The 24,014-nt window shown below is 61.7% G+C and carries 19 protein-coding genes; 10 read left to right on the forward strand and 9 right to left on the reverse strand.

The window, feature by feature from the left end; all coding sequences use genetic code 11:
- Positions 1 to 6 precede the first annotated feature (6 nt).
- Positions 7 to 672 carry a response regulator gene (locus tag ACZ9HU_RS03055; RefSeq protein ID WP_476102182.1) on the reverse strand — a complete coding sequence of 222 codons (666 nt, stop codon included), beginning with the start codon at positions 670 to 672 and terminating at the stop codon, positions 7 to 9.
- 289 nt (positions 673 to 961) lie between these two features.
- Between ACZ9HU_RS03055 and ACZ9HU_RS03060 the strand changes: the two genes are divergently transcribed.
- From ACZ9HU_RS03060 to ACZ9HU_RS03085, 6 genes are all read left to right on the forward strand, one after another.
- Positions 962 to 3,277 (forward strand): TonB-dependent receptor, encoded by a 2,316-nt coding sequence (locus ACZ9HU_RS03060; protein ID WP_476102184.1) that lies wholly within the window; start codon positions 962 to 964, stop codon positions 3,275 to 3,277.
- A gap of 72 nt (positions 3,278 to 3,349) precedes the next feature.
- Positions 3,350 to 4,648, forward strand: coding sequence for a M20/M25/M40 family metallo-hydrolase (locus tag ACZ9HU_RS03065; RefSeq protein ID WP_476102186.1), 1,299 nt, complete (start codon positions 3,350 to 3,352; stop codon positions 4,646 to 4,648).
- 19 nt (positions 4,649 to 4,667) lie between these two features.
- Entirely contained in the window at positions 4,668 to 5,783 is a 1,116-nt protein-coding gene (locus ACZ9HU_RS03070) for a nucleoside hydrolase (protein ID WP_476102188.1), read from the forward strand.
- Entirely contained in the window at positions 5,780 to 7,096 is a 1,317-nt protein-coding gene (locus ACZ9HU_RS03075) for an NCS2 family permease (protein ID WP_476102190.1), read from the forward strand. Before ACZ9HU_RS03070 ends, ACZ9HU_RS03075 begins: the two co-directional genes overlap by 4 nt.
- 5 nt (positions 7,097 to 7,101) lie before the next feature.
- Positions 7,102 to 8,223, forward strand: coding sequence for an adenosine deaminase family protein (locus ACZ9HU_RS03080; RefSeq protein WP_476102192.1), 1,122 nt, complete (start codon positions 7,102 to 7,104; stop codon positions 8,221 to 8,223).
- Between the two features lie 39 nt (positions 8,224 to 8,262).
- On the forward strand, positions 8,263 to 8,793 hold the full coding sequence (locus ACZ9HU_RS03085; RefSeq protein ID WP_476102194.1) for a nucleoside 2-deoxyribosyltransferase domain-containing protein: 531 nt from the start codon (positions 8,263 to 8,265) through the stop codon (positions 8,791 to 8,793).
- Here ACZ9HU_RS03085 and ACZ9HU_RS03090 read toward each other — a convergent pair.
- The 4 genes from ACZ9HU_RS03090 to ACZ9HU_RS03105 form a co-directional block, all read right to left on the reverse strand.
- Positions 8,780 to 10,543 carry an amidohydrolase family protein gene (locus ACZ9HU_RS03090; protein ID WP_476102196.1) on the reverse strand — a complete coding sequence of 588 codons (1,764 nt, stop codon included), beginning with the start codon at positions 10,541 to 10,543 and terminating at the stop codon, positions 8,780 to 8,782. The two genes, ACZ9HU_RS03085 and ACZ9HU_RS03090, sit on opposite strands and share 14 nt — an antisense overlap.
- Before the next feature lie 92 nt (positions 10,544 to 10,635).
- On the reverse strand, positions 10,636 to 11,904 hold the full coding sequence (locus tag ACZ9HU_RS03095; protein WP_476102198.1) for an amidohydrolase family protein: 1,269 nt from the start codon (positions 11,902 to 11,904) through the stop codon (positions 10,636 to 10,638).
- The gene (locus ACZ9HU_RS03100; RefSeq protein ID WP_476102200.1) at positions 11,894 to 13,330 is read right to left on the reverse strand and encodes an amidohydrolase; all 1,437 of its coding nucleotides are present in this window, start codon (positions 13,328 to 13,330) and stop codon (positions 11,894 to 11,896) included. The genes ACZ9HU_RS03095 and ACZ9HU_RS03100 overlap by 11 nt, the downstream gene beginning before the upstream one ends.
- Positions 13,331 to 13,397: 67 nt before the next feature.
- A complete protein-coding gene (locus ACZ9HU_RS03105; protein ID WP_476102202.1) occupies positions 13,398 to 16,763 on the reverse strand; it encodes a TonB-dependent receptor domain-containing protein in 3,366 nt (1,121 codons plus the stop codon).
- A 190-nt stretch (positions 16,764 to 16,953) separates the two neighbouring features.
- Here ACZ9HU_RS03105 and ACZ9HU_RS03110 point away from each other — a divergent pair, with 190 nt between their 5' ends.
- Positions 16,954 to 17,532: an RNA polymerase sigma factor gene (locus ACZ9HU_RS03110; RefSeq protein ID WP_476102204.1), complete on the forward strand. Its 579-nt coding sequence runs from the start codon at positions 16,954 to 16,956 to the stop codon at positions 17,530 to 17,532.
- Positions 17,465 to 18,511 carry a FecR family protein gene (locus tag ACZ9HU_RS03115; protein ID WP_476102206.1) on the forward strand — a complete coding sequence of 349 codons (1,047 nt, stop codon included), beginning with the start codon at positions 17,465 to 17,467 and terminating at the stop codon, positions 18,509 to 18,511. The genes ACZ9HU_RS03110 and ACZ9HU_RS03115 overlap by 68 nt, the downstream gene beginning before the upstream one ends.
- 4 nt (positions 18,512 to 18,515) lie before the next feature.
- Here ACZ9HU_RS03115 and rutA read toward each other — a convergent pair whose 3' ends face one another.
- The 4 genes from rutA to rutB are packed head-to-tail and all read right to left on the reverse strand — an operon-like array spanning position 18,516 to position 21,508.
- Positions 18,516 to 19,574 (reverse strand): pyrimidine utilization protein A, encoded by a 1,059-nt coding sequence (gene rutA / locus ACZ9HU_RS03120; protein ID WP_476102208.1) that lies wholly within the window; start codon positions 19,572 to 19,574, stop codon positions 18,516 to 18,518.
- Between the two features lie 10 nt (positions 19,575 to 19,584).
- Positions 19,585 to 20,385 carry a pyrimidine utilization protein D gene (gene rutD, locus ACZ9HU_RS03125; RefSeq protein ID WP_476102210.1) on the reverse strand — a complete coding sequence of 267 codons (801 nt, stop codon included), beginning with the start codon at positions 20,383 to 20,385 and terminating at the stop codon, positions 19,585 to 19,587.
- Positions 20,385 to 20,768, reverse strand: a complete 384-nt coding sequence (gene rutC / locus ACZ9HU_RS03130) for a pyrimidine utilization protein C (protein WP_476102407.1) — start codon at positions 20,766 to 20,768, stop codon at positions 20,385 to 20,387. Before rutC ends, rutD begins: the two co-directional genes overlap by 1 nt.
- Positions 20,768 to 21,508 carry a pyrimidine utilization protein B gene (gene rutB / locus ACZ9HU_RS03135; protein WP_476102212.1) on the reverse strand — a complete coding sequence of 247 codons (741 nt, stop codon included), beginning with the start codon at positions 21,506 to 21,508 and terminating at the stop codon, positions 20,768 to 20,770. Before rutB ends, rutC begins: the two co-directional genes overlap by 1 nt.
- 169 nt (positions 21,509 to 21,677) lie before the next feature.
- Here rutB and ACZ9HU_RS03140 point away from each other — a divergent pair, with 169 nt between their 5' ends.
- Both ACZ9HU_RS03140 and ACZ9HU_RS03145 read left to right on the forward strand, forming a co-directional pair.
- Positions 21,678 to 22,304 (forward strand): TetR/AcrR family transcriptional regulator, encoded by a 627-nt coding sequence (locus ACZ9HU_RS03140; protein ID WP_476102214.1) that lies wholly within the window; start codon positions 21,678 to 21,680, stop codon positions 22,302 to 22,304.
- Between the two features lie 431 nt (positions 22,305 to 22,735).
- Complete coding sequence (locus ACZ9HU_RS03145) at positions 22,736 to 24,007, forward strand: efflux RND transporter periplasmic adaptor subunit (RefSeq protein WP_476102216.1); 1,272 nt, start codon at positions 22,736 to 22,738, stop codon at positions 24,005 to 24,007.
- Positions 24,008 to 24,014: the final 7 nt, after the last annotated feature.

Below are 24,014 nucleotides of genomic sequence, written 5' to 3' on the forward strand. Positions count from 1 at the left end.
CGCATTCTAATGGGCATCGATCATGTAACCAAGCCCGCGCACCGTATGGATTGTCGGGCCATCCGGGCTCAGCTTGCGGCGCAGGCGGCCGACATAGACCTCCAACGCATTGGGCGCGACAGCTTCGGACAGGGCAAAAACTTCGGCGGCCATGCGATCCTTGGGTACGACCTTTCCGGGGCGGCCCATCAATGTTTCCAGCACCGCCATTTCGCGGCGGCGCAGGTCAATCGGCGAATTGCCCAATTCCACCCGCCGCGTCGAACGATCCAGCGTCAGCGCCCCAATACGCAGCACTGGATCAGGGCTGCCCAGACTGCGCCGGACCAAGGCCCGGACCCGCGATTCGAGTTCGCGCGGATGAAACGGCTTGGCCATATAATCGTCGGCCCCGTAATCCAGACCGGCCACACGATCATCCACCGCATCGCGCGCGGTGACGATCACGATTGGCGTCGTATCCCCGCTGCGCCGCAATTTTTTCAGCAATTCCAAGCCATCGCCGTCGGGCAATCCAAGGTCGAGGATTATCGCATTGAACGGGTCGCCCGCCGCAAAGGCTTGGGCATCTTCGCAATTATGGGCCACATCGACGGCAAAGCTGGCCGCCTCCAGTGATGCCGCCATGCCACGCGCCAAACGAGGGTCATCCTCCACGATCAGAACGCGCATGATTTCATCTCCAAACCCCAATGCCATCGCCGAAAGGCGGCAGCCCCTGAACGATTGTTACCATGAAACGGCAATCTCTTGTCAAAAAATACGTAAAACGCGCATCCCCTGACCAAATCCATGACAGCTTGATGACAGGCATCGCCCCCTAGCACCGAAAAGCGAGAGGACGGGCAGGATAGCTCGCGGACCGAAATAAGCTCTCCATGGATCACGCCGCCCGGCAGAAGGCAGGCAAGGACCATGGTGAGCCGGAGGCGGTCTGGCGATCGCAATTGAGGGATGGTTTATGAACAACAAGCTTTATGCAGCACTGCTGCTTTCGGTTTCCAGCCTGGCGGTTTCGCCGGCCATGGCGCAAACGGCGGGTCAGGGCGACGACATCGTGGTTACCGCGCTCAAGCGCGAAACGCGCGTGCAGGACACCCCGCTGGCCATCACCGCGATGAGCGGCAACACGCTCAACAACATGGGCGCGGCCGGTATTGCCGATGTGGCGCGTTCGGTCCCCAGCCTCAACCTGCTGGCCAGTGAATCGGGCCGTACCCGCGTGTCGATCCGCGGCATTCAGACCGCCGGTGAAGCCACGGTCGGCATCTATTTCGGCGAAGTTCCGCTGACAGGTCCCGCCGGCACCACCTCGGACCCTTCGGGTTCGACCCCCAACCTCAACCTGTTCGACACCGAACGCCTCGAAGTGCTGCGCGGGCCGCAGGGCACGCTGTATGGTTCGGGTTCGATGGGCGGCACGCTGCGCGTTCTGTTCAAGCAGGCCAATCTGAGCAAGTATGAAGCCTCTTTCGATGCGGGCGCGGAAACCACCAAGAATGGCGGCACCGGCTACAGCATCAAGGGCGCGGTCAACGTGCCGATCATCGAAGACAAGCTGGCCGCGCGCGTAGTGCTGTATCGTCAGCGCACCGGCGGTTTCGTCGATGATCCGTCCATCGGTCGCTATAACATGAACAGCGTGATGACCACCGGTGGTCGCGTGATGCTGGGCTTCCGCCCGACCAACAACCTGCGCATCAATTTCATGGGCATCATCCAGGATCAGCACACGGGCGGTACCTCGCTCTGGGCGCCTTCGGTGGGCAATTACACATCGGGCCTGCGCATCTATACGCCCGCCATCGACAAGCAGAAGATCTTCTCGCTCGACACCAAGTGGAACACGTCGATCGGCACGATCTCGCTGGCCAACGGCTATTACCGTTGGGATGTGCGTCAGACCAACGACAATTCCGACAATTATCAGTCGGTGGCCAATTCCTATCGCTATTGCGGGCTTTTCCAGAACACCTATGCCGGTTCAATGCTGCAAACCGGCCCGGCGGGCACCACGACCTCGTCCAGCAACTGCGCTTCGAGCGCTGGCGGTTACACCTCGGCTCAACTGCGCGCCAATTACCTCAATTGGGCCAACAGCCAGATGCCGATCGGCAATTATCAGCCGCGCTGGGTGGAAAATGTCACCAACGAACTGCGCCTCAATTCCGATGGCAAGGGTCGCATCAACTATACGCTGGGCGCCTTCTTTGAAAACCGTAAGGACCGCGTCGACACGACCGTATTCGCGGGCGTTCCCGGCACCGGCATGATGCGCATGCCGCTGGTCGATCTGGGCTCGCGCTTTGTGCGCAATGAAATCAACCAGACGGCTCAGTTTGGTGAACTGTCCTATCGCCCCATTGATATCCTGAACATCACGGCGGGTCTGCGTCACTATCACTATACCAAGACCGTTGGCGGCGCCTATCTGGGTTACAACTATTACAACGGCCAGACGCCGATGAACTATACCACGGTCAACGCCAATGCCGACGGCTTCATCCAGAAGTATAACGTCGAGCTGAAGCCCACCCGCGACCTGATGATCTATGCCACCGCATCGCAGGGCTTTCGCCCCGGCGGCGCAAACCTGACGCCGGGCATTCCGGCCTCGGCCACGCAGTACAAGGCGGACTCGCTGTGGAACTATGAACTGGGCTTCAAGAGCCAGTGGTTTGACCGCAAGCTGACCTTCAACGCCGACATCTATCGCATCGACTGGACGAACATGCAGACCTCGGTCACCGCGACCTATGGCAATTTCAGCTATATCAGCAATGTCGGGTCGGCACGCATCGAAGGTATCGAAGCTGAACTGAGCGGCACGCCCACCAAGGGTCTGTTCCTCAACAGCTCGCTCTCGATCGTCTATCCGCGTCTGACCGCCGATCAGGTCAATTCGGAAGTGACCGCCGCGGGCCGCGTGGGTAACATCCTGACCGGCATTCCGCGCACCACGGCCAGCGCGGGCGCTGAATATGGCTGGGATATCAACAACAAGTGGAAGGGCATGATGCGTGCCGACTTCTCCTATACGGGCAAGATGACCACGCAGCTTAATCCGACCAACGCGCTCTATCGCACCTATGGCAAGTATTCGCAGGTCAACCTGCGCGCCGGTATCGAGAACGAGCGCTATGGCGTCTATGTCTACGTCCGCAACCTGCTCGATGCAGGCGGCGTCAGCTACTACTCGGCGGTGAACGGCACGCCCGATTACATCGCCACCCAGACCCCGCGCACCATTGGCGTCAACCTGCGCGGCAATTTCTAATCTGCTGAACGACCATTTTCCCGGTCAGGTTTCGGCTTGACCGGGAAATCTTCCAAGCGAGGATGTCTCCTTATGCGTAACACTCTGTTTGCTTTTGCATCGCTGGCCACCATCGCCATGATCGCGCCCCAGGCCAGCGCCGCCACCCCCGAAGAGGCGGCCGCCAAGGCGCTGCTGAAAAGCCCCAAGTTTGCCAAGGCGACCGCCTCGCTGGCGGGCGATTATGATCGGATCGTTGCCGACATCATCACCCTGACCGAAATCGCGGCCCCGCCTTTTAAGGAAGAAGCCCGCGCCAAGGCCTATATGGCCATGCTCAAGGCCGAAGGTCTGGAAGATGTCGAGATGGACGGCGTGGGCAATGTGATGGGCCTGCGTCGCGGCACCGGGGCTGCGAAAGACGAGGCGACGCCCCTGATCGTCATCACCGCCCACCTCGACACCGTTTTCCCCGAAGGCACCAATGTGAAGGTCCGCCGCGAGGGCGACACGCTTTACGCCCCCGGCATCGGCGATGATACGTGCAGCCTGCCGGTCCTGCTGGCTTTCATCCGCGCGATGAAGGCGGGCGCCTTCTCGACCAAGGCCGACATCCTGTTCATGGGCAATGTGGGCGAAGAAGGTCCGGGCGACCTGCGCGGCGTGCGCTACCTGTTCTCCAAGGGCAAGTATAAGGACCGCATCACCCATTTCATCAGCTTTGAACCCGGCCAGCCCGAACGCATCACCAATGCGGGCACCGGCTCGCGTCGTTACAAGGTGACGTTCAACGGTCCGGGCGGCCATTCGATGGGCGATTTCGGTCTGGTCAACCCGGCCTATGCGATGGCCAACGCCATGGTCGGCTTTGCCAAAATGCAGGTCCCGACCGAACCCAAGACGGTCTATAACGTGGGCATCGTCGAGGGCGGCACCTCGGTCAATTCGATCCCCTTTGCCACGGCCATGACCATCGACATGCGTTCGAACGGCAAGGCGGAACTGGACGCTGAAGAAAAGACCTTCCTCTCGATCCTGCCCGAAGCCGTGGCCGCCGAAAACGCCGCCCGCTCGACCGCCAAGGGCAAGATCACCTATGACGCCAAGCTGGTGGGCGACCGCCCCGGCGGCACCACGCCGATGGACGCGCGCATTGTGAAGGTCGCCGATGCCGTGGCCAAGGCCAATGGTTTCGCCCCCAAGTACAGCGCCGGTTCGACCGACAGCAACATCCCGATGAGCAAGGGCATTTCCGCTCTCACGCTGGGTTCGGGCTTTGAAACCTTCCGCAACCACTCGCTGGACGAAGGGCTCAAGCTCGAAAAGGCGGTCAACCTGCGCAACTTCAACAATGAACTGGCCACCGTGCTGGTTCTGGCCGAAGCGAAATAAGCAGGAGGGGGATCAGGGTATGAAATTGTGGCTGACATTGCTGGGCAGCGCGTCCCTCGCCATGGGCTCCCTCGCCATGGCCGCGCCGCCCCGTGCCGTCAGCGGTCCGGTCGAGGCGGACAGTCGAACCCCAGAAAATCGCACGATGGTGTGGTTCGACAATGACTTCCTCGGCCCCGGACAGAGCAATCTTCAGGCCCTGATCCCTTTGATCCGCGACCCACAGGTCAACCTTGTGGGCATTGGCGTCGTCACCGGCGACCAATGGCTGGAGGAAGAAACGCAACACGCCCTGCGCTTCCTCGAAATTGCCGGCCGCGCCGATGTGCCTGTGGCGCGGGGCGCTCAGACGCCGCTGATCCGCTCCCTGCCCGAAATGAAGGCATGGGAGGCGCGTTTCGGCCCCATCCCGTGGAAGGGCGCATGGAACGCGCCCAAGCCGGGCCGCACCTATCACCCCGAAGACCCCGATCTGGTCCCGCCCATGGTCGAGGGTGCGCCCACCGCAAAACCCATCGCGCAGGATGCCGTCCACCGCCTGATCGACACCGTCCGCGCCCACCCCGGACAGGTGACGATCATCTGTGCCGGGCCGCTGACCAATATCGCGCTGGCGCTGCGCATCGCGCCCGACATTGCGGCCAAGGCCAAAGGCATTACCATGCAGGGCGGCGGCTATGACATGCAGGGCGCGCGCGTTCTGGACAATGCCGACTATGCCACCGATTTCAACTTCGTCTTTGATCCAGAGGCCGCGCATATCGTCCTGACCGCGCCTTGGAAAAAGATCACCGTGGTCGGCAATGTGACGACTTCGGCCCGCATGACCAAGGCATTGGCCGACCAGATCGGCGCATCGGGCACGCCGACGGCGCGCTATATCGCCCAATATGCCCGGATTGATCAGCCCTTGTGGGATGAAATGACGGTGGCCGTGGCTCTGGACCCGACACTGGTGACCAAGAAATTCACCGCCCGCATGGATGTCGACCTGATGCCCGGCGCGGGCTATGGCACGGCCCAGATGTGGAAAGACGAATTGGCCCCCCATCGCGGCGAACAGATCGTCGAAGTGGTCGAGACCATCGACGTCCCTCGCTTTATCGCCAGGTTTACGGCACAGGCCCGCCAATGATTGCAAAGCTTTGGCGCCAACGCCTTGATGAACGAGGCACCACCCTGCCGCGCGAAGCCGTGGCGGGGCTTACGACATTTATGGCCTCGGCCTATCTGGTGGTGGTGATCCCGCGCCTGCTGTCGGGCGGAGGCATGGATCAGGGCGCAGCGACAACGGCTACACTGATCGTCATGGCGCTGGGCAGTCTGGCGATGGGCCTTTACGCCAACCTGCCCTTTATCGTCGGGCCGGGGATCGGCGGGGCGGCCCTCTTGGGCATCACTCTGACACAGGTTGAACATCTTTCGTGGCAGGCGGCTCTTGGCATTGCCATGGCGTCGGGCGTGCTGTTTACCTTGCTGACGGTGACAGGCGCGCGCGGTTGGGTGATGCGATTGGTGCCGCGAGAGATCAAGCTCGGCCTTGGTGCTTCAATTGGCCTGTTCATCGCTTTGCTGGGCGCGCGCGATGCGGGCATGGTGGCGGTCAATGCCAAGACGAACGCCCTGTCGCTGGGTGACTTTACCCAACCCGGACCGATCATGGCCCTGATCGGCCTTGGCGTAGCCGTCGCCTTGCAGGCCCGGCGCGTTCCCGGCGCCATCCTTGCCGGGATTGGCGCGGCCGCTGTTATCGGTGCCATGATGGGCGTCACCCACGCCCCGGCCAGCCCCATTGCCTTGCCCCCTTCGGTGGGGCCGGTGCTGGGCCATGTCGATTGGGCGGCGGTCTTTACCATCAAGGCACTGCCTTACCTTTTCGCCTATTTCGTCGCGGAATTTTTTTCGACCATGGGCACCACGCTGGCCGTCGGGGCCAAGGCGGGGTTGACCGATGCGGACGGCAATCTGCCCCGGATCGATCGGCCCTTTCTGGTCGATGCGCTGGCGGCCACCTTCGGCCCGGTCTTGGGCATTCCGGGCGGCACGGCGCTGGTTGAATCGGCGGCGGGGGCAACGGCGGGCGGACGTACCGGCCTCGTGCCGATCACGGCCTCGATCTGCTATCTGGCTTCTTTGCTGGCCATTCCGCTGGCCATGGCCATTCCCAAACAGGCGACGGCTCCGGCCCTCATTCTGGTAGGCGCGGGGATGATGGGCTCGCTGCGTCAATTGGGCGGGGAAAGGCTGGATGAAACCCTGCCTCCGGTGCTGATGCTAATGGCCACTCTTATCGCCAACAGTTTCGGCACCGGGATCGCGGTCGGTCTTGTCTCCTATGTTCTGGTCAGCCTGATCGGCGGACGGGCGCGGCAGATTTCGCCCAGCCTGTTGTTGCTCTCACTGCCGCTGGCCTATTATCTCTACACCACCGCCACCGGACATCGGTAATCCACATGCCCATTGCCATGGAAGAAACGCTGGCGGTTCTGCCGCCCTCGGCCACAGGCCGGGTGGTGAGCACGGATCAGCGGAAGTTTTTCACGCGCCTGCCCAAGGTGGAGATCCATTGCCACCTGCTGGGCGCCATGCGCGAGGAGACCTTTCGCGATCTGGCGATACGCTATGACGCGCCGATCCCATCCGACATGGCCGCAGGGCTTTATACCCGCGGGCGAAAACCCGTGGGCGTCCTCCACGCATTGCGCGCGATGGAACAGCATCTTTTGCGCCGCCCCGAGGATCTGGCCCGGTTGGTGCGCGAATATCTGGAGGATGCCGCGGCCGATGGCGTCCGCCATGCCGAGTTTTTCTGGAACCCAACCGCGACGCTGGCCGCCCATGGCCTGCCCTATGATGAAATCCAGCAGGCCATGGTGGAAGCGATAGAGGCTGCGGAGATTTCCGCCCTCCTGATCCCGGCCATTGATCGCGAGGCCCCGCCCGCCGAGGCAACAGCGATGGTCGAAGCCATGCTGGCCCATCGCCACGACAAGGTTCCCGGCATCGGCATCGATTATCGCGAGAATGACGGGCCGCCCGAATGGTTTGCGTCGGCCTATCATCTGGCACGCGCCAATGGACTGCGCGCCACGGCCCATGCGGGTGAATTCGGCATGCCATGGACCAATGTCGCCATCGCGGTCGATGCGTTGGGTGTGGACAGGATCGATCATGGTTATACGGTGATCGATAATCCCGATTTTGCGCAACGCATGCGGGATATGGGCATGGTCTTTACGGTGGTGCCGACAAATTCCTATTATCTGCGCACGATGACGCCGCAGGAATGGGCGCAAGATCACCCAATCCGCAAAATGCTGGCCATGGGCCTTGCCTTGCATCCCAACAGCGATGATCCGCAATTGCACCGGGTCAGCCCCGCGGGCGCATGGGAATTGATGTACAGCCATATGGGCGTCAGCCGAGATGACCTGCGCGCCATGATGCTGGCGGGCATCCGCGCCAGTTGGGTCGGCAAAGCGCAAAAGGCCGAATGGTCCGCGCACTGGCCGCAGGAATTCGAACAGCTTTGCACGCAGGTTTCATGGGAGGAAGATGCGGCAAGCCGTCGCTGATTGCTTGCCGTGTTTGGCCCACCGGACTATCGGCGAGGCATGAAATTTCTTCTGCCGCTCGCCCTATGCCTGCTTGCCGCGCCTGCGGCCCATGCGGTGACCATCACATCGCCTGAACCTTTGCCCGCCAAGCATGATCGCCCCCGCATATTCCTTGGCGGCAGCATCGATATGGGCAATGCGCCAGATTGGCAAAAGCGCATGATCGAGGCGTTGGCAGGGGATGATGTGGTGATCCTCAATCCCCGCCGGCCCGACTGGAACCCAAAATGGCGGCCCGAAGCCGATGAACCGGAATTTCGCCGTCAGGTCGAATGGGAACTGGGCGCATTGGAAAGCGCCGATGTCATTGTCCTCTATTTCTCGCCCGGATCGCAAAGCCCGATCAGCCTGCTGGAAATGGGCCTGCATGCACGAAGCGGCAAGCTGATCGTGCTGTGCCCGCCCGGATATTGGCGCAAGGGCAATGTCGATATCACCAGCACCCGTTACGGGGTCGAGCAGGTGTCAAACCTGCCCGACCTGCTGGCCGCCGTGAAGCGCCGGGTGGCCGCCATCAATAGAAAGTGATGTTGTCCACCTCGACCCAAAGGCGCTGACCGCCCCCACGCGTGCCGCCCAATTCGATCTGGACAATGCCGTCGCCAGTAAAGGCCGGTCCCGGCTTGCCGCGCTGGGTCGCGGCCACCAGTGCGGAGAACGGCACTTCAACGCTGGTCCATGCGCTGTTTCCAGTAACGGGTGCGCTCCACACCCCGTCCAGACCGTTGAGGCGAAGGACATAGGCCCCATCACCCTTGATGTCGAAACGGACGCCTTTATAGTCCGCCAAATTGACCGGCACCACCGAACCGCGCGTCAAAGGCACGGCAAAACCGGCATAGGCATCGCCCTTCATCGCCATTTTGGCCGATAGCAACAGCGCCTGTCCTCCGCCATCACGCGGGACGGTCTGGGTAATCTCGACGGTGCGGTCCATGCCGCCATCGCCGGTTTCCAGACGCAAAGTATCAAGCGAGGAGCGGCGATCCTTGCGCTCGAAATCATCCACCAGCGCCCCAACCTTCACCGAAGGCAGGCGGTTGGCCAGATTGGCGGCGGGCAAGGGCGGAGCGCCAACGCCGCTGACCAGACGGCCGTCGATATAGACCTGCGTGATTTTGTGGATGTCGGCGATGTTTTCCCACGGCTTGCCGTCGATCAGCAGGATGTCGGCCCGCTTGCCCGCCGCAATCGTCCCGCGATCCGCGTCAAGGCGCATAACCTTCGCGCTGGTTTGCGTGGCGGCGACCAAGGCCTGTGCCGGGGTCAGTCCGGCCCGAACCAGCAATTCCAATTCATGCAAGGTCGCCGTACCATGGGGCGTTCCGGGCATGCCCGCATCCGTCCCCACCGAAATCGGCACGCCTGCGTCGAACAAGGCCTTCACATTGCGCAAAGCATAGGAAAATTTGCGCTGGCGGATTTCGTCGGCCTTGGGCTGACCGGGCTTATCGGGATCATAGACGGCCAGCGTGGGGGCCATGCCCATCCCGCTCTTGGCGATTTGGGCGACTTCCTCGGGCGTGGCCAAACGGTCCTGAATGACATGGCCCAGCGAATCCACCCCCGACATGGATGCCGCCACCCCGCGCTCCACCGTCACCGTATGGGTCAGCACCGACCAGTTGCGCTTATGCGCTTCCTCGGTCAGCGCCTTCAATGTCCAGCGATCCATGCTGGTGTTGTCGGGCGCCGAACCATAGCGCCAGCCATCGGTAAAGGCCTTGATCAGATCAGGCTTGTACGCCTCCAGCCCCAGAATCGCCGCGCGGGCGGCTTCGGGCGTGTTGATCCAGATGGTTGTGGACTGATCCGCCCAATCGGCGCCGTGGCCGCCCGGCGTGCTGATGCGGGCGGCAAAATTCACATGGGGCGCTACCATCTGGGCCAACCATGCGCGGCGGGGCGCATAGGATTCGGGCTGCTGGTGGAAATCATTGACCGTGGTGATGCCCGATTGGACATAGGCCGTGGCAATTTGCGGCGTAGTGTCGGGCGATCCGCCCGGCGTCCAATGGGTGTGAACGTCAAAGAAGCCCGGAACCAACGCCTTGCCCTGCGCCGCGACCTTCTTCGTTCCGGCGGGCAGTTTCAGCTTTGGTCCTACCGCCGTGATGCGGCCATTTTGCACCAGAACCGTTTCCTTGACCGGCGCCGCGCCGGTGCCGTCAAAGACCGTGGCATCGATAAAGGCAATGGCCGGTTCTGCCGCCTGTGCCGATCCAATACCGGGGATCAATGCTGCACCGCAAAGCAGGATAAGAGACTTCTTTGACATCACATCATTCCTTGGTCACCCCACCGGCGATGCCGATGAGAACGTCCCTGTTTTCATGGGGCCGGCCAATTGCCAAGCCACCATGGGCGGGATCACTGATGGTATTTGGCGTATTGCCGGGCCAATGCTTCGGGGCGCGAATCGGTGCTGATCGGGGCGCCCCGGACAAAGACCTGCTCGACCTGCGTCAAAGGCTCCAGAGGGTCGCCGCTCCACACCACGATGTCGGCCTGTTTGCCTTTCGAAAGGCTGCCAATTTGACCGTCCAATCCAAACAATCGGGCAGGCGTGAGCGTAATGGCGTCGATGGCATCGGCATAATTCAGCCCCCGCGCCACCGCCATACCGGCGTTGAACCGCATTTCGGCCACACGATGGGTGCTGTCATTGCCGATGATGGCCACCTGTACCCCGGCCTTGCGCAGGATAGCCGCGCTGTCGGAACGTGCGCCCAAAACCTCGAATGACGTGGGCAGATTGTCGGTCGGGTTCAGGATCACGCCCACCTTGGCCTTGGCCAGACGGTCGGCCACGCGCCATGCTTCTTCACCGCCACGGATGATGATGCGCAGCTTGAATTCACTGGCCAGATCCAGCGCCTGAAGAATATCGGCCCGGCTATGCGCGCCGACGACCAGCGGGATTTGCCCCGACAGGATCGGCTGCATCGCCTCCAGATCGACATGCGACAAGGAAAGCGAACGCAGGTTGCCCGCTTCATAGGCCTTGCGATTGCGGGCATAGAGACGCGCATCGTCCAGCGCCTCACGCAGAAGCACAAGATCCGAAGCGCGCGATCCGCCGCCAATCTTTGCGCCCGCCTCGCCCAATTCGAGCACAGCCGCGATCCGGCCGCGACGCAGGATCGTTGCCCCATCACCCAACGTAATCGCCGCCGCCAGCCCCGACATCAGATGGTGCCCCCCGGCATCCCCGCGCGCGCCATCGGGCAGGGTGATGGCCGATGTGACCCCGCCCGCCCGCGCCACGCCCAGCGCGGTGGAATCCGCGTTCAGGGCAAATTGGACATCGGCCCCGATGCTCAGATCCCCGGCGGAGGGATGCGCATCATTGGTGCCCGACACAGACGAAACCTCGACCAGCCCCAGTGTCGTGTCAGAAGCGATCAGGCCTGCGGTGATCGTCTTGCCGGTGGCATCGACCACCTTGGCTCCGGCGGGCGCGGCAATCCCGGCGCCGATTTCGGCAATCGCGCCATCACGCAAAACCAACGTTGCATCCTCGATCACACGCCCTTCGCCCGCCAGAACGCGGGCATGGACAATGGCCACAGGCACCGTTTGCGCCATTGCCGGGGATGCCAGCAGAGCGGCGACCAAAAGCGAGATTTTACTGCGCATGGACCACCTGCCCTCTCTCAAAATCGGATTGATGCTGATAGCGCGGATCGTGCCGGTCATATTGCAGGACGCCATCGATAAAGACCTTTTCGGTCAAGGCATAAATGCTGAAGGGATTGGCGCTCCAGATGACCACATCGCCGTCCTTGCCCGGAACCAGCGATCCGGTGCGATCGGCAATGCCCATCACGCGTGCGGCGTTGGATGTGAACCAACTGACCGCGTCGGCCTGGCTGATATTGATGCCGTGGCGGCGCCCGGCGGCCAAGGCTACGGCGGTTTCCACGTTCAAACGCTGTGCCAATGCGGCCTCGTCCGAATGGATCGCCACACAAACGCCCGCCTGTTGCAAGAGGGCGGCATTTTCCTCCACCGCGTCATAGGCCTCCATCTTGAAACCCCATCGCTGCGCCCATGTGGCAACGCAAATACCTTCGCGGGCCAGAATGTCGCGGATCTTATAGGCCTCGACAGCATGGTGGAATGCGGTGGTGCGATAACCGAATTCCTTGCCCATATCGACCATCAGCGCCATTTCATCGGCGCGATAGCAATGGTTTTCGAGCATGATCTGGCCGTCCAGCACGCCTGCCTGCGATTCCAGCGCAAGGTCACGCTTGGGCGCTTCGCCGCCCTGACCGTTGGCCTGTTTGTTGCGATAGGACCGCCAGCGATTGCGATAGTCGGTGGCATCGATCCACGCCCGGCGGAAACCGGCCATGTTGCCCATCCGTGTGGCGGGCGAGCGGCCGCGGCTGCCATACCGGCCTTTGGGGTTTTCACCGCAGGCAATTTTCAAGCCATAGGGCGCATCGGGAATTTTCATCCCCTGCATCGTGGCCGAGGGCACATTCTTGACCGAAACGCTGCGCCCGCCAAACAGGTTGGCCGAACCGGGCAGGATGAGCAGCGAAGTCACCCCCCCTTCACGCGCACGGTCGAACGAGGGATCCTGCGGCCAGAGCGAATGTTCGGCCCATACCTGCGCGGTGTTGGGATCGACATTCTCATTGCCATCGGCATGGCCCTGAACCCCCGGAGCGGCAAAGACACCCATGTGCGAATGGGAATCGATGACGCCCGGCGTCACCCATTTGCCACGCCCGTCGATCACCTGCCAACCGGACGGGACGGCAATATCCTTGCCCGCCGCGCGGATCTTGCCATCCTCGACCAGAACCGTTCCGCCCTCAAACAGATGCCCCGCCCCGTCAAAGACATTGGCCCCGACGATGGCGAAAGGCGCCGATTTTGCTGGTCGATAGGTGCTGGCATAGGCGGGCGGCGGAGGAGGCGGCGGGGATGCGATCGGCGCCGGATTGGCAACAGGCTTGGGCGGCGCGGCGCTGGCCGCCATGCCCAACAGGCTGACGCCAAGGGCCAGCGCCCATCCGCCACGGATGGATCGGGAAAGCGTTTTCGTCACGAAAATTCTCCATCTGGAGGCGAAAGAGGGGGCGGCGCGTCAAGCCATGCGCGCCGCCCGAGTGGCATCAGAACTCGCGCCGGATGCCGCCATAGAGATAGCGGCCATAGCCCTGATAGAGCGAGCCCATGTAGCCAAAGGCGCTGATCGCCAAAGGCGGCTTTTCATCGGTGATGTTGCGTGCGCCAAGGCGGATGCTGGTGCCCTTGAGCGCGCCTTTGCCGAACTCATATTGTGCGTAGAGATTGCCCGTGGTCTGGGCCTTTACGCGCCAGTAATTGCCCGAAGCATCGACCGCGCTCGTATCCCAGACCGCGCCGGTATATTGGACCGAGCCGCCAACGGTGATGCCGTTCAGCTTCCACGTCAACGAGCCCTGCGCCTTCCACGCCGGACGACCGTCCTGACCCAGCAGCGAACCGCCGCCGGTGATGATCGTGCCCGAATTGATCAGGCCTGCCGCGCGCCCATCCAGCAATTGCTGGATCTGGGGCGAAGGCGAGCGATAGAAGCGGATCAGATGCGCGCCATTGCCCGTCAGCGTGAAATCGCCAAAGCGGGTGCCGCGCAGACGCCACGACAGGCCAATATCCAGCCCGCGCACGTCCTGCGGCTGAAGGTTTACATATTGATCCTTCACATATTGCACCTGCCCCGCCGCGGCCAGACCCGTGTTGGCGTAAAGCGCAATATCGTCCGCCGTGGGCGCAAGACGGATGACATTGGGGTTGCTCGACCCCTGCTGGCGCAACAGATAATCGAGGATCAGCGCATTGCCTTCGCCGAATACGCCCACAATGCCCTTCTGCTTGACCGCCCAATAATCGACGGTCAGCGTCAGGCGGCCCCAGCTGGGCGGCAGGAATTTGGGTTCAAGTACGGCGCCCACAGACCAGCTCGTCGATTCTTCGGGCTTCAGGTTCGGATTGCCCGAACGTTGGGCCGTGGCGACATAGGATTGCGAGCAATTGGCAAAGGAGGAAATGCGTCCGGAGCGCAAATCAGCCTCACAACGTGAATAGTCGACACGCGTATTGCCACGGGTAACGATAGAGGCGTTCATAACCTCCAGATTGGGCGCCTTGAAACCCTGCGCCCATGAACCGCGCAGGCGCAGGCCATCAACGATGTCCCATGAGGCGGCGAATTTGGGTTTCGCCACGCTGCCGAAATCGCTGTAATGTTCGTAACGGCCCGCCGCCTGAAGATCGAGGCTGCGCACCAGCGGCACATGCATGTCGGGCGAGATCAGCGGAATGGCGAATTCAGTATAGGCCGCCGCCACGACACGGCTGCCGCGTGTGTCGGGGGTGGGGCTGACACCATATAGGTCGCTGGGCTGGGTCACGCCGGTAACGGTGTTGGTCCATGTGACCGTGCCATCGACGCGCGCATCACGGTCGTCCATCTGCGTGTCGCGACGCACTTCGCCACCAAAGGCAACGCCCACATCGCCGCCCGGCAGCCGGAACAGATCCTTGCGCGATGCCTTGAAGTCGGCCGAAGCCAGCGTGGTACGGTCGCGGCGCACCGACACGACCTTGATCGCATCAATCGCGGCCTGAGTGTTCACCGATGTGCCGAAGGGATTATACGCGTCGACCGTCGAGAGCGCGAGCTGGTTTTGCAGCGCGGTGGCGCTGACGCCATTCTGCTTGTCGATGACACTGGCCTCGGAATAGAGCAGCGCCGATTCCCAGTCATAACCATGCCATTGCCCGCGAAGCCCCGCCAAGGCGCGGAACTGGCTGTTGTTCACCACGTCATACGTCGGCCCGAGATCGGTAAGCCGGATCGAGGAAATCGTGACCGGCAGGCCCGCCGCGCCAATATTCAACCCCGACAGCCGGTTGGGGTTCGCCGTGCCATTGGGCAAGGTCGTCGCGCCAAACGGGTTCCAGTAATTGGAGGCCGGGATGACCATCGGGATCGAACTGATCGAAAAAACGCTGTCCTGCACGCTGGTCGAACGGGCCATGTAATAACCCAATTCGCCAAAGGCGGTGACATCATCGTTCAGATCATAGTGCCACGTACCGAACAGATTGAGGCGACGCACCGCCGGCGAAATCGAGATATTATTCCTGGCATTGCCATCCCAGCGCAGATTTCGGTCGGTGCCGGAGGTCGACAATGTGCCCGTATCGACACACATCCCATTGGCCAAAACCGCCTTGCACCCCGAATTGGTGGTGGGCTGAATATGGAACGTGCCCGAAGCGCTGGTAACCGCGCTGCCATTTCTGGTGATCGCGCTGGTGCGGCCGATGGCGCCAAAACTGCCGTAATTGGTCAAAGTGCTGCGCAGGTCGAGCGAGGTCAGACCTTCAAAGCTGGTCCCGGCAAACAGGGCACGTTTATCGGCAGAGGACGTATAATCCTGATCCGCTGACTCCAGCGCGGTACGGTCAACATAGGAAAAATTGAGCGAGAAATTTCCGCGCCCTTCGGAAAAATTGTGCCCGACCAAGCCGCTGACCTGAAGATCGCGCAGATGCGTCCCTTCCGCTCCGCCATATTGCAGATCGACATAGCCGCCCTCGACGTTGCCGCGCGTAACGGTATTCACCACGCCCGCCACCGCATCGGCACCGTAAAGCGCGGCCGCACCATCGCGCAGAACCTCGACCCGTTGCAACCCGGCGACCGGAATCGTATTCGAGTTATAGGTGATGACAGGCGCAAGGTTTTCGTCGGCCTGGCTGCCCGGATGGGCCACCATGCGGCGGCCGTTGAGCAGAACCAGCGTGCTGCCGACACCAAGATTGCGCAGATTGATCGAGCCGACGTCGCCGCGTGCGAAATTGCTGCTGGTCTGACCCGAGGTGCTGTTGAACGATACATCGCCCATCTGTGGGATCGAGCGCAACAGATCATCACCCGACACCGCGCCGGTCGCCTTGATCTGGTCCAGATCCATGACTGTGACGGGCACGGCCTCGTTGATCTTCGCGCCCTTGATCTGGCTGCCCACGACGGTGATGGCGGATGCCTGTTCAGGTGTAACGGGGGCCTCAATCGGCGCGGCAATTCCGCCGCTGCTCTGTTCAATCGGCGCGGCGCCGCTGGTGGTCAGGGCGATGGCGCGAAATTCCGGCGCATTCTGACGCCCCGGAACCTTGACCAGTTTCAACGCAATCGAGCGGCTGCCGACATTGCTGGCCGCGACGCCCGTGCCGTTGATCAGCACCGCCACCGCGCGTTCGGGCGACATGCGACCGTCCACCGGATTGGTGACGATGTTCTTGAACTGATCATAGGGGAAAAGGATCTGCACGCCCGACTGGCGCGAAAATTCCGCCATTGCGGCGGGCAAAGTCTGACGCGCAATATGAAAATCAACCGCGCCGGCCTGCGCCGATGCGGGCGCACAAACGGCCATGCTGATCGCCATGGCGCTGGCGCAATAGAACTGATGTCTTGAAATGCCCACTCACGTTCCCCCGTGTTTTAAAGCGTTGCAATTGGTGGGAACGAACGAGACGAACGTTTCTGCCATCACCTATTTTGCTTATGACAATTTGTCATTACCCTGCGTTTTTTGCGTATGGCAATGCGCAAGCTCTTCGATGAAGTGACACGCCCAAGCGCAGCATGGGCCGATATGCAGGGGCACAATTTTCGTGACAGATCCGGTTCGCCTTCGGCTCGATTGGTTCAAAGCCGCCATCCTTCCCCATGAGGCCGCGCTGCGCAGCCGCATGCGCCGCGTGATGCGTCAGGCGCAGGACGTCGAAGATGTCGTGGCCGAAGTCATGGCGCGGGCCTATGCCACCAGCGATTTTACGCGCGTGGGCAATGGGCGGTCCTATCTGTTCCAGATCGCGCGCAACCTGTTGATCGATCAGGCGCGTCGTCAGAAAATCATCACGCTCGAAGAAATCGCCGACCTTGATCTGGTGGCCGATACGCTTTCGGCCGAACGGATGTTGCAGGCCCGCGATCACCTTCGCAAATTGTCGGCCATCGTCGATACGTTGCCCCCGCAATGCCGACAGGCGTTTCTGTTGCGGCGGGTTCATGATATGCCGGTCAAGGAAATAGCAGAACAGATGGGCTTGTCCGTCTTCACCGTTGACAAGCATATTGCCAAAGCCACTTTAAAAGTCATGCAGGCCATTGGCCATTTTGAGGATGCGCGTTTTGACACTCTCGACCACGCCCGGTCAGACCCCGCAAGGGCAGCAAAGACAGGCGATTGAGCAGGAAGCCGCGCGCCTTTTTCACGAAGCGCGTGAGGCCGATACGCCCGAAGCATGGGATGCGGCCTATCGATGGGTTGAACGCAGCCCCGCCCATGGCGTGGCTTTTGCCAAGGCCGAGGCGAGTTGGGACATGGCCAAGGCGCTGGCCGGGCCAATGGCCCATCAACCCGAACCCAATGTCCAGATTGCAAATGCGGTCAATGATGACCACCCTCCCTTGCAGGTTTCCCGTCGCCGGTTTGGTGCATGGACCGCAGGTGCCGGGCTGGTGGCGGTCGCTGGCGGGGCGCTATGGCGCTATGTCATGCCCGAAAGATACAGCACCGGCATTGGCGAAACCCGCATGGTGCAATTGCCCGATGGCAGCAAGGTCCGCCTGAACACGGACAGCGCGATCGACGTGGCCTTTGAAAAGGAAATCCGTCAGGTCCGTTTTGTAAAGGGCGAGGCGCATTTCCGCATCGCCCGCGATAGCGCCCGGCCCTTTCTGATTTCCGCGCGTGATGGTGACGTCGAAAGTTCGGGCACGGAACTTAACCTGCGCGTCAGACCGGACTTGACCGAATTGACCGTGCTGGACGGCAAGGTCGCGGTGCTGGATCACGGGCGCACCTTGACCGAGGTGTCTTCGGGTTCGAGCGCGATGATGCGCGCCGCCGCCATTTCGGTCATCCCCCTGCCCAAGGGCGAATTGGCACAGAAAACCGCTTGGCAGCAGGGCGAAATCTATCTTCAGGGCGAAACGCTGGCGCAGGCGGTCGAAGAGTTCAACCGCTATCGCAAAACGCCCATGGTGATCAGCGATTCCCGCATCGCCAATATCCGGGTGGGCGGCATGTTTTCGGCGCGCAATTCCGATGACTTCATCGCCACCATCCATGAATCGCTGGGCATTGACGCGATTGGGGGCAGCGATGGTTCGATCATGCTGATCCGCAAGGCCCGCGCCGGAGAGACGCAGGCCGACGCCACCTGACGCTCTACTGGCGGCTTTTCATCAAAGGCTGAATGCGGGTGCCAAAAGCCTCCACCCCTTCGACAAAATCATCGAAAGTCAGCAGAACCCCGCCCGTATTGGGCACCAAGGCCATTTCATCCAGCATCCGCGCCACGCTTGCATAAGATCCCACCAACGTACCCATATTGATGTTCACCGCACCCTCCGGGGCGGCCAGTTGGCGCACATTGGTGTCGGTGTTGACCGTATCCTTGGCCCCCTGTTCGGCCAGCCATGCGATCGCGTCGAGATCAACGCCGTCATTATAGCTCTTCCACTTGGCCATCGCCTCTTCATCGGTTTCCGCCGCGATCACCATCACCAGCACAAAGACCTGAACATCGCGCCGGGTCACCTCCAGCGCCTTGGCCAGACGGTCATTGTTGAAGGAAAAGGCGGTCGGCGTATTCACCCCCTTGCCAAGACAGAAGGCATAATCGGCCCATTTCGCCGAAAATGCCAAACCGGCATCCGATGATCCGGCACAGATGATTTTCATATCGCCTTCCGGTTGGGGCCGGACGCGGCAATCCTCCATCTTGTAATAATCGCCCTTGAAATCGGAGACGCCGGTCGCCCACAATTCGCGCAGGATATGGGCATATTCGTCCAGCATCTGATAGCGGTTGCGGAAATGCTCGTCGCCGGGCCACACGCCCATCTGGGTATATTCGGGAGGCTGCCATCCGGTGATCAGGTTGAGGCCAAAGCGGCCATGGCTGATGCTGTCGATGGTTGAACACATCCGCGCGGCAAAGGCGGGCGGGATAATCAATGTCGGGCAAGTGGCGTAAATCTTGATCTTTTCCGTCACCGCGGCCAATCCGGCCATCAACGTAAAACTTTCCAGCCCATATTCCCAAAACTCGGTCTTGCCGCCAAACCCGCGCAGTTTGATCATCGAAAGCAGGAAATCGAGCCCATATTTCTCTGCGCTCTGGGCGATCTGTTTGTTCAGGTCAAAGCTGGGGTGGTATTGCGGCGCGTTCTCGCTGATCAGCCAGCCATTGTTGTTGATGGGCACGAAAACGCCGACTTGCATGGGGCTGCTCCTAAAATGGCGTGGCTCCATTGGTGAGCCAGGCGATGGTGTCGCGGTTGAACAATTCGGAGGCGGTGACATTGAGAGCATGCCCGCCCCAATCCACATGGCGGTGCAACGCATGGGGCAAAGCCGCCGCCAGACCCGCCGAATTACGCCATGGCACGAGCAGATCATCAGAAGCGCTGACCACAAAGACCCGTGAACCGACCGCGTCCAGCCAGCGCGAAGCATCAAAGGCCCGCGCCGCCGCGATACGCTTTTCCATCACCGCATCGCCCGGCCAATGTGCCAGATGATGCTCGGTTTCTTCACGCAAGGCGGCGTCGTGATCGCTCAACCAATCGGGCGGGAACAGGAACAAGGGCTGCGCCTCAAGATAGGCGCGCGGTCCGGCATGGCGCAAAATCGACAATCGCACATCGAAACAACGCGCCGTTTGCGGGTCCAGCCGCGCCCATCCATTGATGACGACGATCCGGTCCACGCGCTCCGGCGCCATGCGCGCCGCCTCCAGCGCGGCCATACCGCCGATGGCGTGGCCAATCATGCTGGCCCGCGTGATCTTGAGCGCATCCATCAGCGCCAGCATATCCGCGCCCAGATCGCCCAACGTCACAAACTCGGGCAAGGCGCGATCGCTGCGCCCCGTTCCGCGATGGTCATAGGCAATCACGCGAAAATGCCCCGCCAGCGCCGCGATATTAGGCCGCCAATAGGCCGCCGAACCACCCAACCCGCTCGACAGGATCAAAGGTTGCGCGTCGGGACGGCCATGTTCCTCATAATAAAGGCTCGCCGCCTCTGGCATCAGCCGATATGCGCCACGCTGGCGATTTCGACCAGGCAATCAGGTTTGACCAGATCGGCCCGGATGCAATAGCGCGCCGGTTTGTCGCCCGGAAAATATTCGGCATAGACCGCGTTGAAAGCGGCATAATCGCCAAGGTCTTTCAGGAAAATGTGGTTCATCGCCACGTCCGCCATCGTCGCCCCCGCCGCCTCCAGCGTGATGGCGATCACGTCCAGAATATGGCGCGTCTGCGCCGCCGCGTCTCCCACATGCAGCACCACGCCCCCTTCGCCCAGTGCCAGCACGCCCGAAACATAGACCGTGTTGCCAGCCTTGGCGCCCGCGGAATAGGGCGCGATGGGGGTAGGGAACTGTGGCGGATTGATCGGTTCAAAAGGCATCATTCCCCTCCCTTAGGCAATTGCCCCAGGCTGCCGCAAAAATCGCCCACGGTGCTGACCCAGCCAAAGAATTTTTCGACATTATAGATCGTGGCCTGATGCACGAAATCGGGGCCGAGGTGGTGGGTGGCATCCTCGATCATCACGCTGAAATATTCGAGATGGAACGCGTCACGCAGCGTCGATTCCACGCAGACATTGCTGGCGATCCCGACAAAGACGATGGTCTTGATCCCGCGCGAACGCAAAACGCTGTCGAGCTGCGAATTGAAAAAGGCGCTGTAACGGGTTTTGTGGACGCGAATATCGCCCGGTTGGGGTTTCAAAGCATCGACCAGTTCATAATCCCAACCGCCACGCGCCAAAAGCTGGCCCTGTAATTCCGGCCTCGCGCGCATGGTTTTGAGCGCATTGGATTTGTGCCAGTTGGGCGATCCCGGCCCGCCTGCCTCGACATAATCCTCGTCCCAGCCATTTTGCAGGAAGACAACCTGCACACCGGCCCCACGCGCCGTGTCCAAGACCTGCGCAATGCGGCCGATGACGCCCGCCGCCCCGGCGATGTCAAATCCGGCCAGATCGACATACCCCCCCGGCGAAGCATAGGCGTTCTGCATATCGATAACGACCACGGCGGTCGTCGCCGGATCGATGCGCATCGCTTCTGGTCGTGCTGGCAGGATCGCGCTTGCGCCGCCTGTTGGCCCGCGCCCTTGCAATGGATCGATGGTCCCCGTCATACCCGGTTCTCCTCACGCGATTCGTCAAGTTTCCCAGAAAGATGTCGATCACGCAAGGCTTGCGCCTCACCGTTAAAATGCGCATGTATCGGAGGCCGTCCTGCATTCGCCCGGCGACCCGAAATGAATGCTATGGACCATGTCGTAAAAACCTTATATACTGTCTGGTATGAAATTCGATCCTGAAACGCTCGTGGCCCCCGGCCCTGCGCAACGTGGGCGCCCGAGACAGTTCTGTCCCGACGCGGCGCTGACGGCTGCGCTCAAAGTGTTCTGGGAGCGCGGCTATGAAGGCGCCTCCATGGCCGAATTGACCGAGGCGATGGGCATCACCAAACCCAGCCTCTATGCCTGTTTCGGCAATAAGGAAGCCTTATTCCGTAAGGCGTTGGACCTGTATGAACGCGACAAAATGGCCTATGTCCGGGCCGGCCTGACCGCGCCAACGGCCAAGGGCGTTGCCGAAGCCTTTTTGCGCGGGGCGCTGGCGATGCAAACCGGCAATGATCCGCGCGGCTGCCTTGGCGTGATGAGCGCTGTGGCCTGCACCAATTATGCCGATTCGATTCGTGACGAAATCGTGTCGCTTCGCGTTGCGACCGAGCGGGCCATGACCGAACGTTTTCAACGCGCACGGGACGATGGTGATTTCTCATCCGACATCGATCCGGCCGCAATGACGCATTACCTGACCGCCGTTCTTCAGGGCATGTCGGTCCATGCCCGCGCCGGCGCCTCGGCCAAGGAATTGGAAGGTCTGGTGCAGACGACCCTGTCCCTTTGGCCGGGCAGGTAAGTTAATTCACCGCAAATTCAGGTGTATGAATAAAAAATACCGAACGGTATAAAAATCTGGTTGACGCTGAGGCCACCTCATTCTATACCGTTTGGTATTGAAAGGGCGCGGGCCGATAACCCCCCGTCCACCAAGCGCAGGATAGTCCCATCCTGCCCGACCTGACCCTTTCAATGGACGCCTGAACAGCGCGTCCAACCCAAAAGGCACGGCATTCACCCCAATGCCGGATGCCCAGACCGGTTCCCGTCCGGGGCGCAATCCCCCCCACCCCCCCGTGTCACGGACGGGACCGGTTTTATCCATCATCACGTGGCCTTTGCGCCTCGTAATCCATCTCTACCCGGCGCGCCGGGGAAGGCATGTTGCCGCGCCCATCCCGCGCGACGCAGTCATCCCCGGCGCGTGTCCTGCCTGCCCGGAGCCGACCCATGGACATGCTGACCACCCTGATTGACGACGCGATTGAGCGTGAAACCCATGAGCCAAAGGCAACAAAGAACCCCCTTATCCGCCGCGTGGCCTGGGCCGCGATTGCTCTGGCATTTGCCGGCGGCGTGGGCTGGAAAGTTCTTCATAACGAACCCGCCACCGCCGCGGTCATGCCCACCCCGACGCTGGGCGTGTCCAGCCCGCTTGTCGCGCCCGTGACGCAATGGGACGATTATGTTGGCCGTTTCGCCCCCAGCCAGAGCGTCGAACTGCGCCCGCGCGTCGGCGGCCAGATCACCGCCCGCCATTTCCGCGATGGCGACATCGTGCAAAAGGGGCAACTGCTCTTCACCATTGACCAACGCCCCTATCGCGCCGCTCTGGCCGAAGCATCGGCCAATGTCGCCTCGGCGCGCAGCGCACTGGCGCTGGCCCGCAATGATCTGGCCCGCGCAACGCGCCTGTCGGGCGATGAAGCCATTTCGGCGGGCGAACTCGATGGCCTCAAGGCTCGGCTTCAGGCCGCACAGGCCTCCCTCGCCGCTGCCGAAGCGCGCCAACAGGCCCGCGCGCTGGACATGGAATTCACGCAGGTCCGCGCCCCCATCGCGGGCCGCATCTCCGACCGTCGCGTCGATGTGGGCAATCTGGTCGCTGCGGGCGAAGGCCCCAATGCCACGCTGCTGACCACGATCAACGCGCTCGATCCGATCTATTTCACCTTCGATTCCTCCGAAGCGCTTTTCCTGAAAGCCCAGCGCGACAAGGCGGCGGGCAACACCAGCACCAAAGTCGAAATCAAGCTTCAGGACGAGCCCGATTACCGTCATCAGGGCCAATTGGACTTCACCGACAACGGGCTTGATCCGCATTCAGGCACGATCCGTGGCCGCGCATTGCTGGCCAACCCCGGCCTTTTCCTGACCCCCGGCATGTTCGGCGCGATGCGTCTGAGCCATGGCGGCACGGTGCAGGCTCTGCTGGTGCCCGATGAAGCGATCCAGTCCGATCAGGCCCGCAAAACCGTGCTGGTCGTCGCCCCGGACGGCACATTGACGGCTAAGCCGGTCATTCTTGGGCCAGTCGTGCGCGGATTGCGCGTGATCCGTTCGGGCCTTGCGCCCACCGATCGCGTGGCCATCACCAATCTTCAGGCCGCGATGCCCGGCGCCAAGGTCAACACCCGCCCGGCCACCATCACCGCCCTGCCCGCCCAGCAGCCCACGGCCATCGCCACCCCGGCCGCCGCCGAAGCCACGCTGGCCCGATAATTTCCAG

The sequence above is a fragment of the Novosphingobium sp. Sphag1I genome (assembly GCF_056279125.1).

What these genes read in the sequence shown, in the direction of transcription:
- ACZ9HU_RS03115 (WP_476102206.1), top strand. Translation starts at nt 17,465, where the DNA reads ATGCGCGTTTTGACACTCTCGACCACGCCCGGTCAGACCCCGCAAGGG.
- ACZ9HU_RS03090 (WP_476102196.1), bottom strand. Translation starts at nt 10,543, where the DNA reads ATGTCAAAGAAGTCTCTTATCCTGCTTTGCGGTGCAGCATTGATCCCC.
- rutA (WP_476102208.1), bottom strand. Translation starts at nt 19,574, where the DNA reads ATGCAAGTCGGCGTTTTCGTGCCCATCAACAACAATGGCTGGCTGATC.
- rutD (WP_476102210.1), bottom strand. Translation starts at nt 20,385, where the DNA reads ATGCCAGAGGCGGCGAGCCTTTATTATGAGGAACATGGCCGTCCCGAC.
- ACZ9HU_RS03140 (WP_476102214.1), top strand. Translation starts at nt 21,678, where the DNA reads ATGAAATTCGATCCTGAAACGCTCGTGGCCCCCGGCCCTGCGCAACGT.
- ACZ9HU_RS03060 (WP_476102184.1), top strand. Translation starts at nt 962, where the DNA reads ATGAACAACAAGCTTTATGCAGCACTGCTGCTTTCGGTTTCCAGCCTG.
- ACZ9HU_RS03080 (WP_476102192.1), top strand. Translation starts at nt 7,102, where the DNA reads ATGCCCATTGCCATGGAAGAAACGCTGGCGGTTCTGCCGCCCTCGGCC.
- ACZ9HU_RS03070 (WP_476102188.1), top strand. Translation starts at nt 4,668, where the DNA reads ATGAAATTGTGGCTGACATTGCTGGGCAGCGCGTCCCTCGCCATGGGC.
- rutB (WP_476102212.1), bottom strand. Translation starts at nt 21,508, where the DNA reads ATGACGGGGACCATCGATCCATTGCAAGGGCGCGGGCCAACAGGCGGC.
- ACZ9HU_RS03085 (WP_476102194.1), top strand. Translation starts at nt 8,263, where the DNA reads ATGAAATTTCTTCTGCCGCTCGCCCTATGCCTGCTTGCCGCGCCTGCG.
- ACZ9HU_RS03095 (WP_476102198.1), bottom strand. Translation starts at nt 11,904, where the DNA reads ATGCGCAGTAAAATCTCGCTTTTGGTCGCCGCTCTGCTGGCATCCCCG.
- ACZ9HU_RS03065 (WP_476102186.1), top strand. Translation starts at nt 3,350, where the DNA reads ATGCGTAACACTCTGTTTGCTTTTGCATCGCTGGCCACCATCGCCATG.
- ACZ9HU_RS03055 (WP_476102182.1), bottom strand. Translation starts at nt 672, where the DNA reads ATGCGCGTTCTGATCGTGGAGGATGACCCTCGTTTGGCGCGTGGCATG.
- ACZ9HU_RS03075 (WP_476102190.1), top strand. Translation starts at nt 5,780, where the DNA reads ATGATTGCAAAGCTTTGGCGCCAACGCCTTGATGAACGAGGCACCACC.
- ACZ9HU_RS03145 (WP_476102216.1), top strand. Translation starts at nt 22,736, where the DNA reads ATGGACATGCTGACCACCCTGATTGACGACGCGATTGAGCGTGAAACC.
- rutC (WP_476102407.1), bottom strand. Translation starts at nt 20,768, where the DNA reads ATGCCTTTTGAACCGATCAATCCGCCACAGTTCCCTACCCCCATCGCG.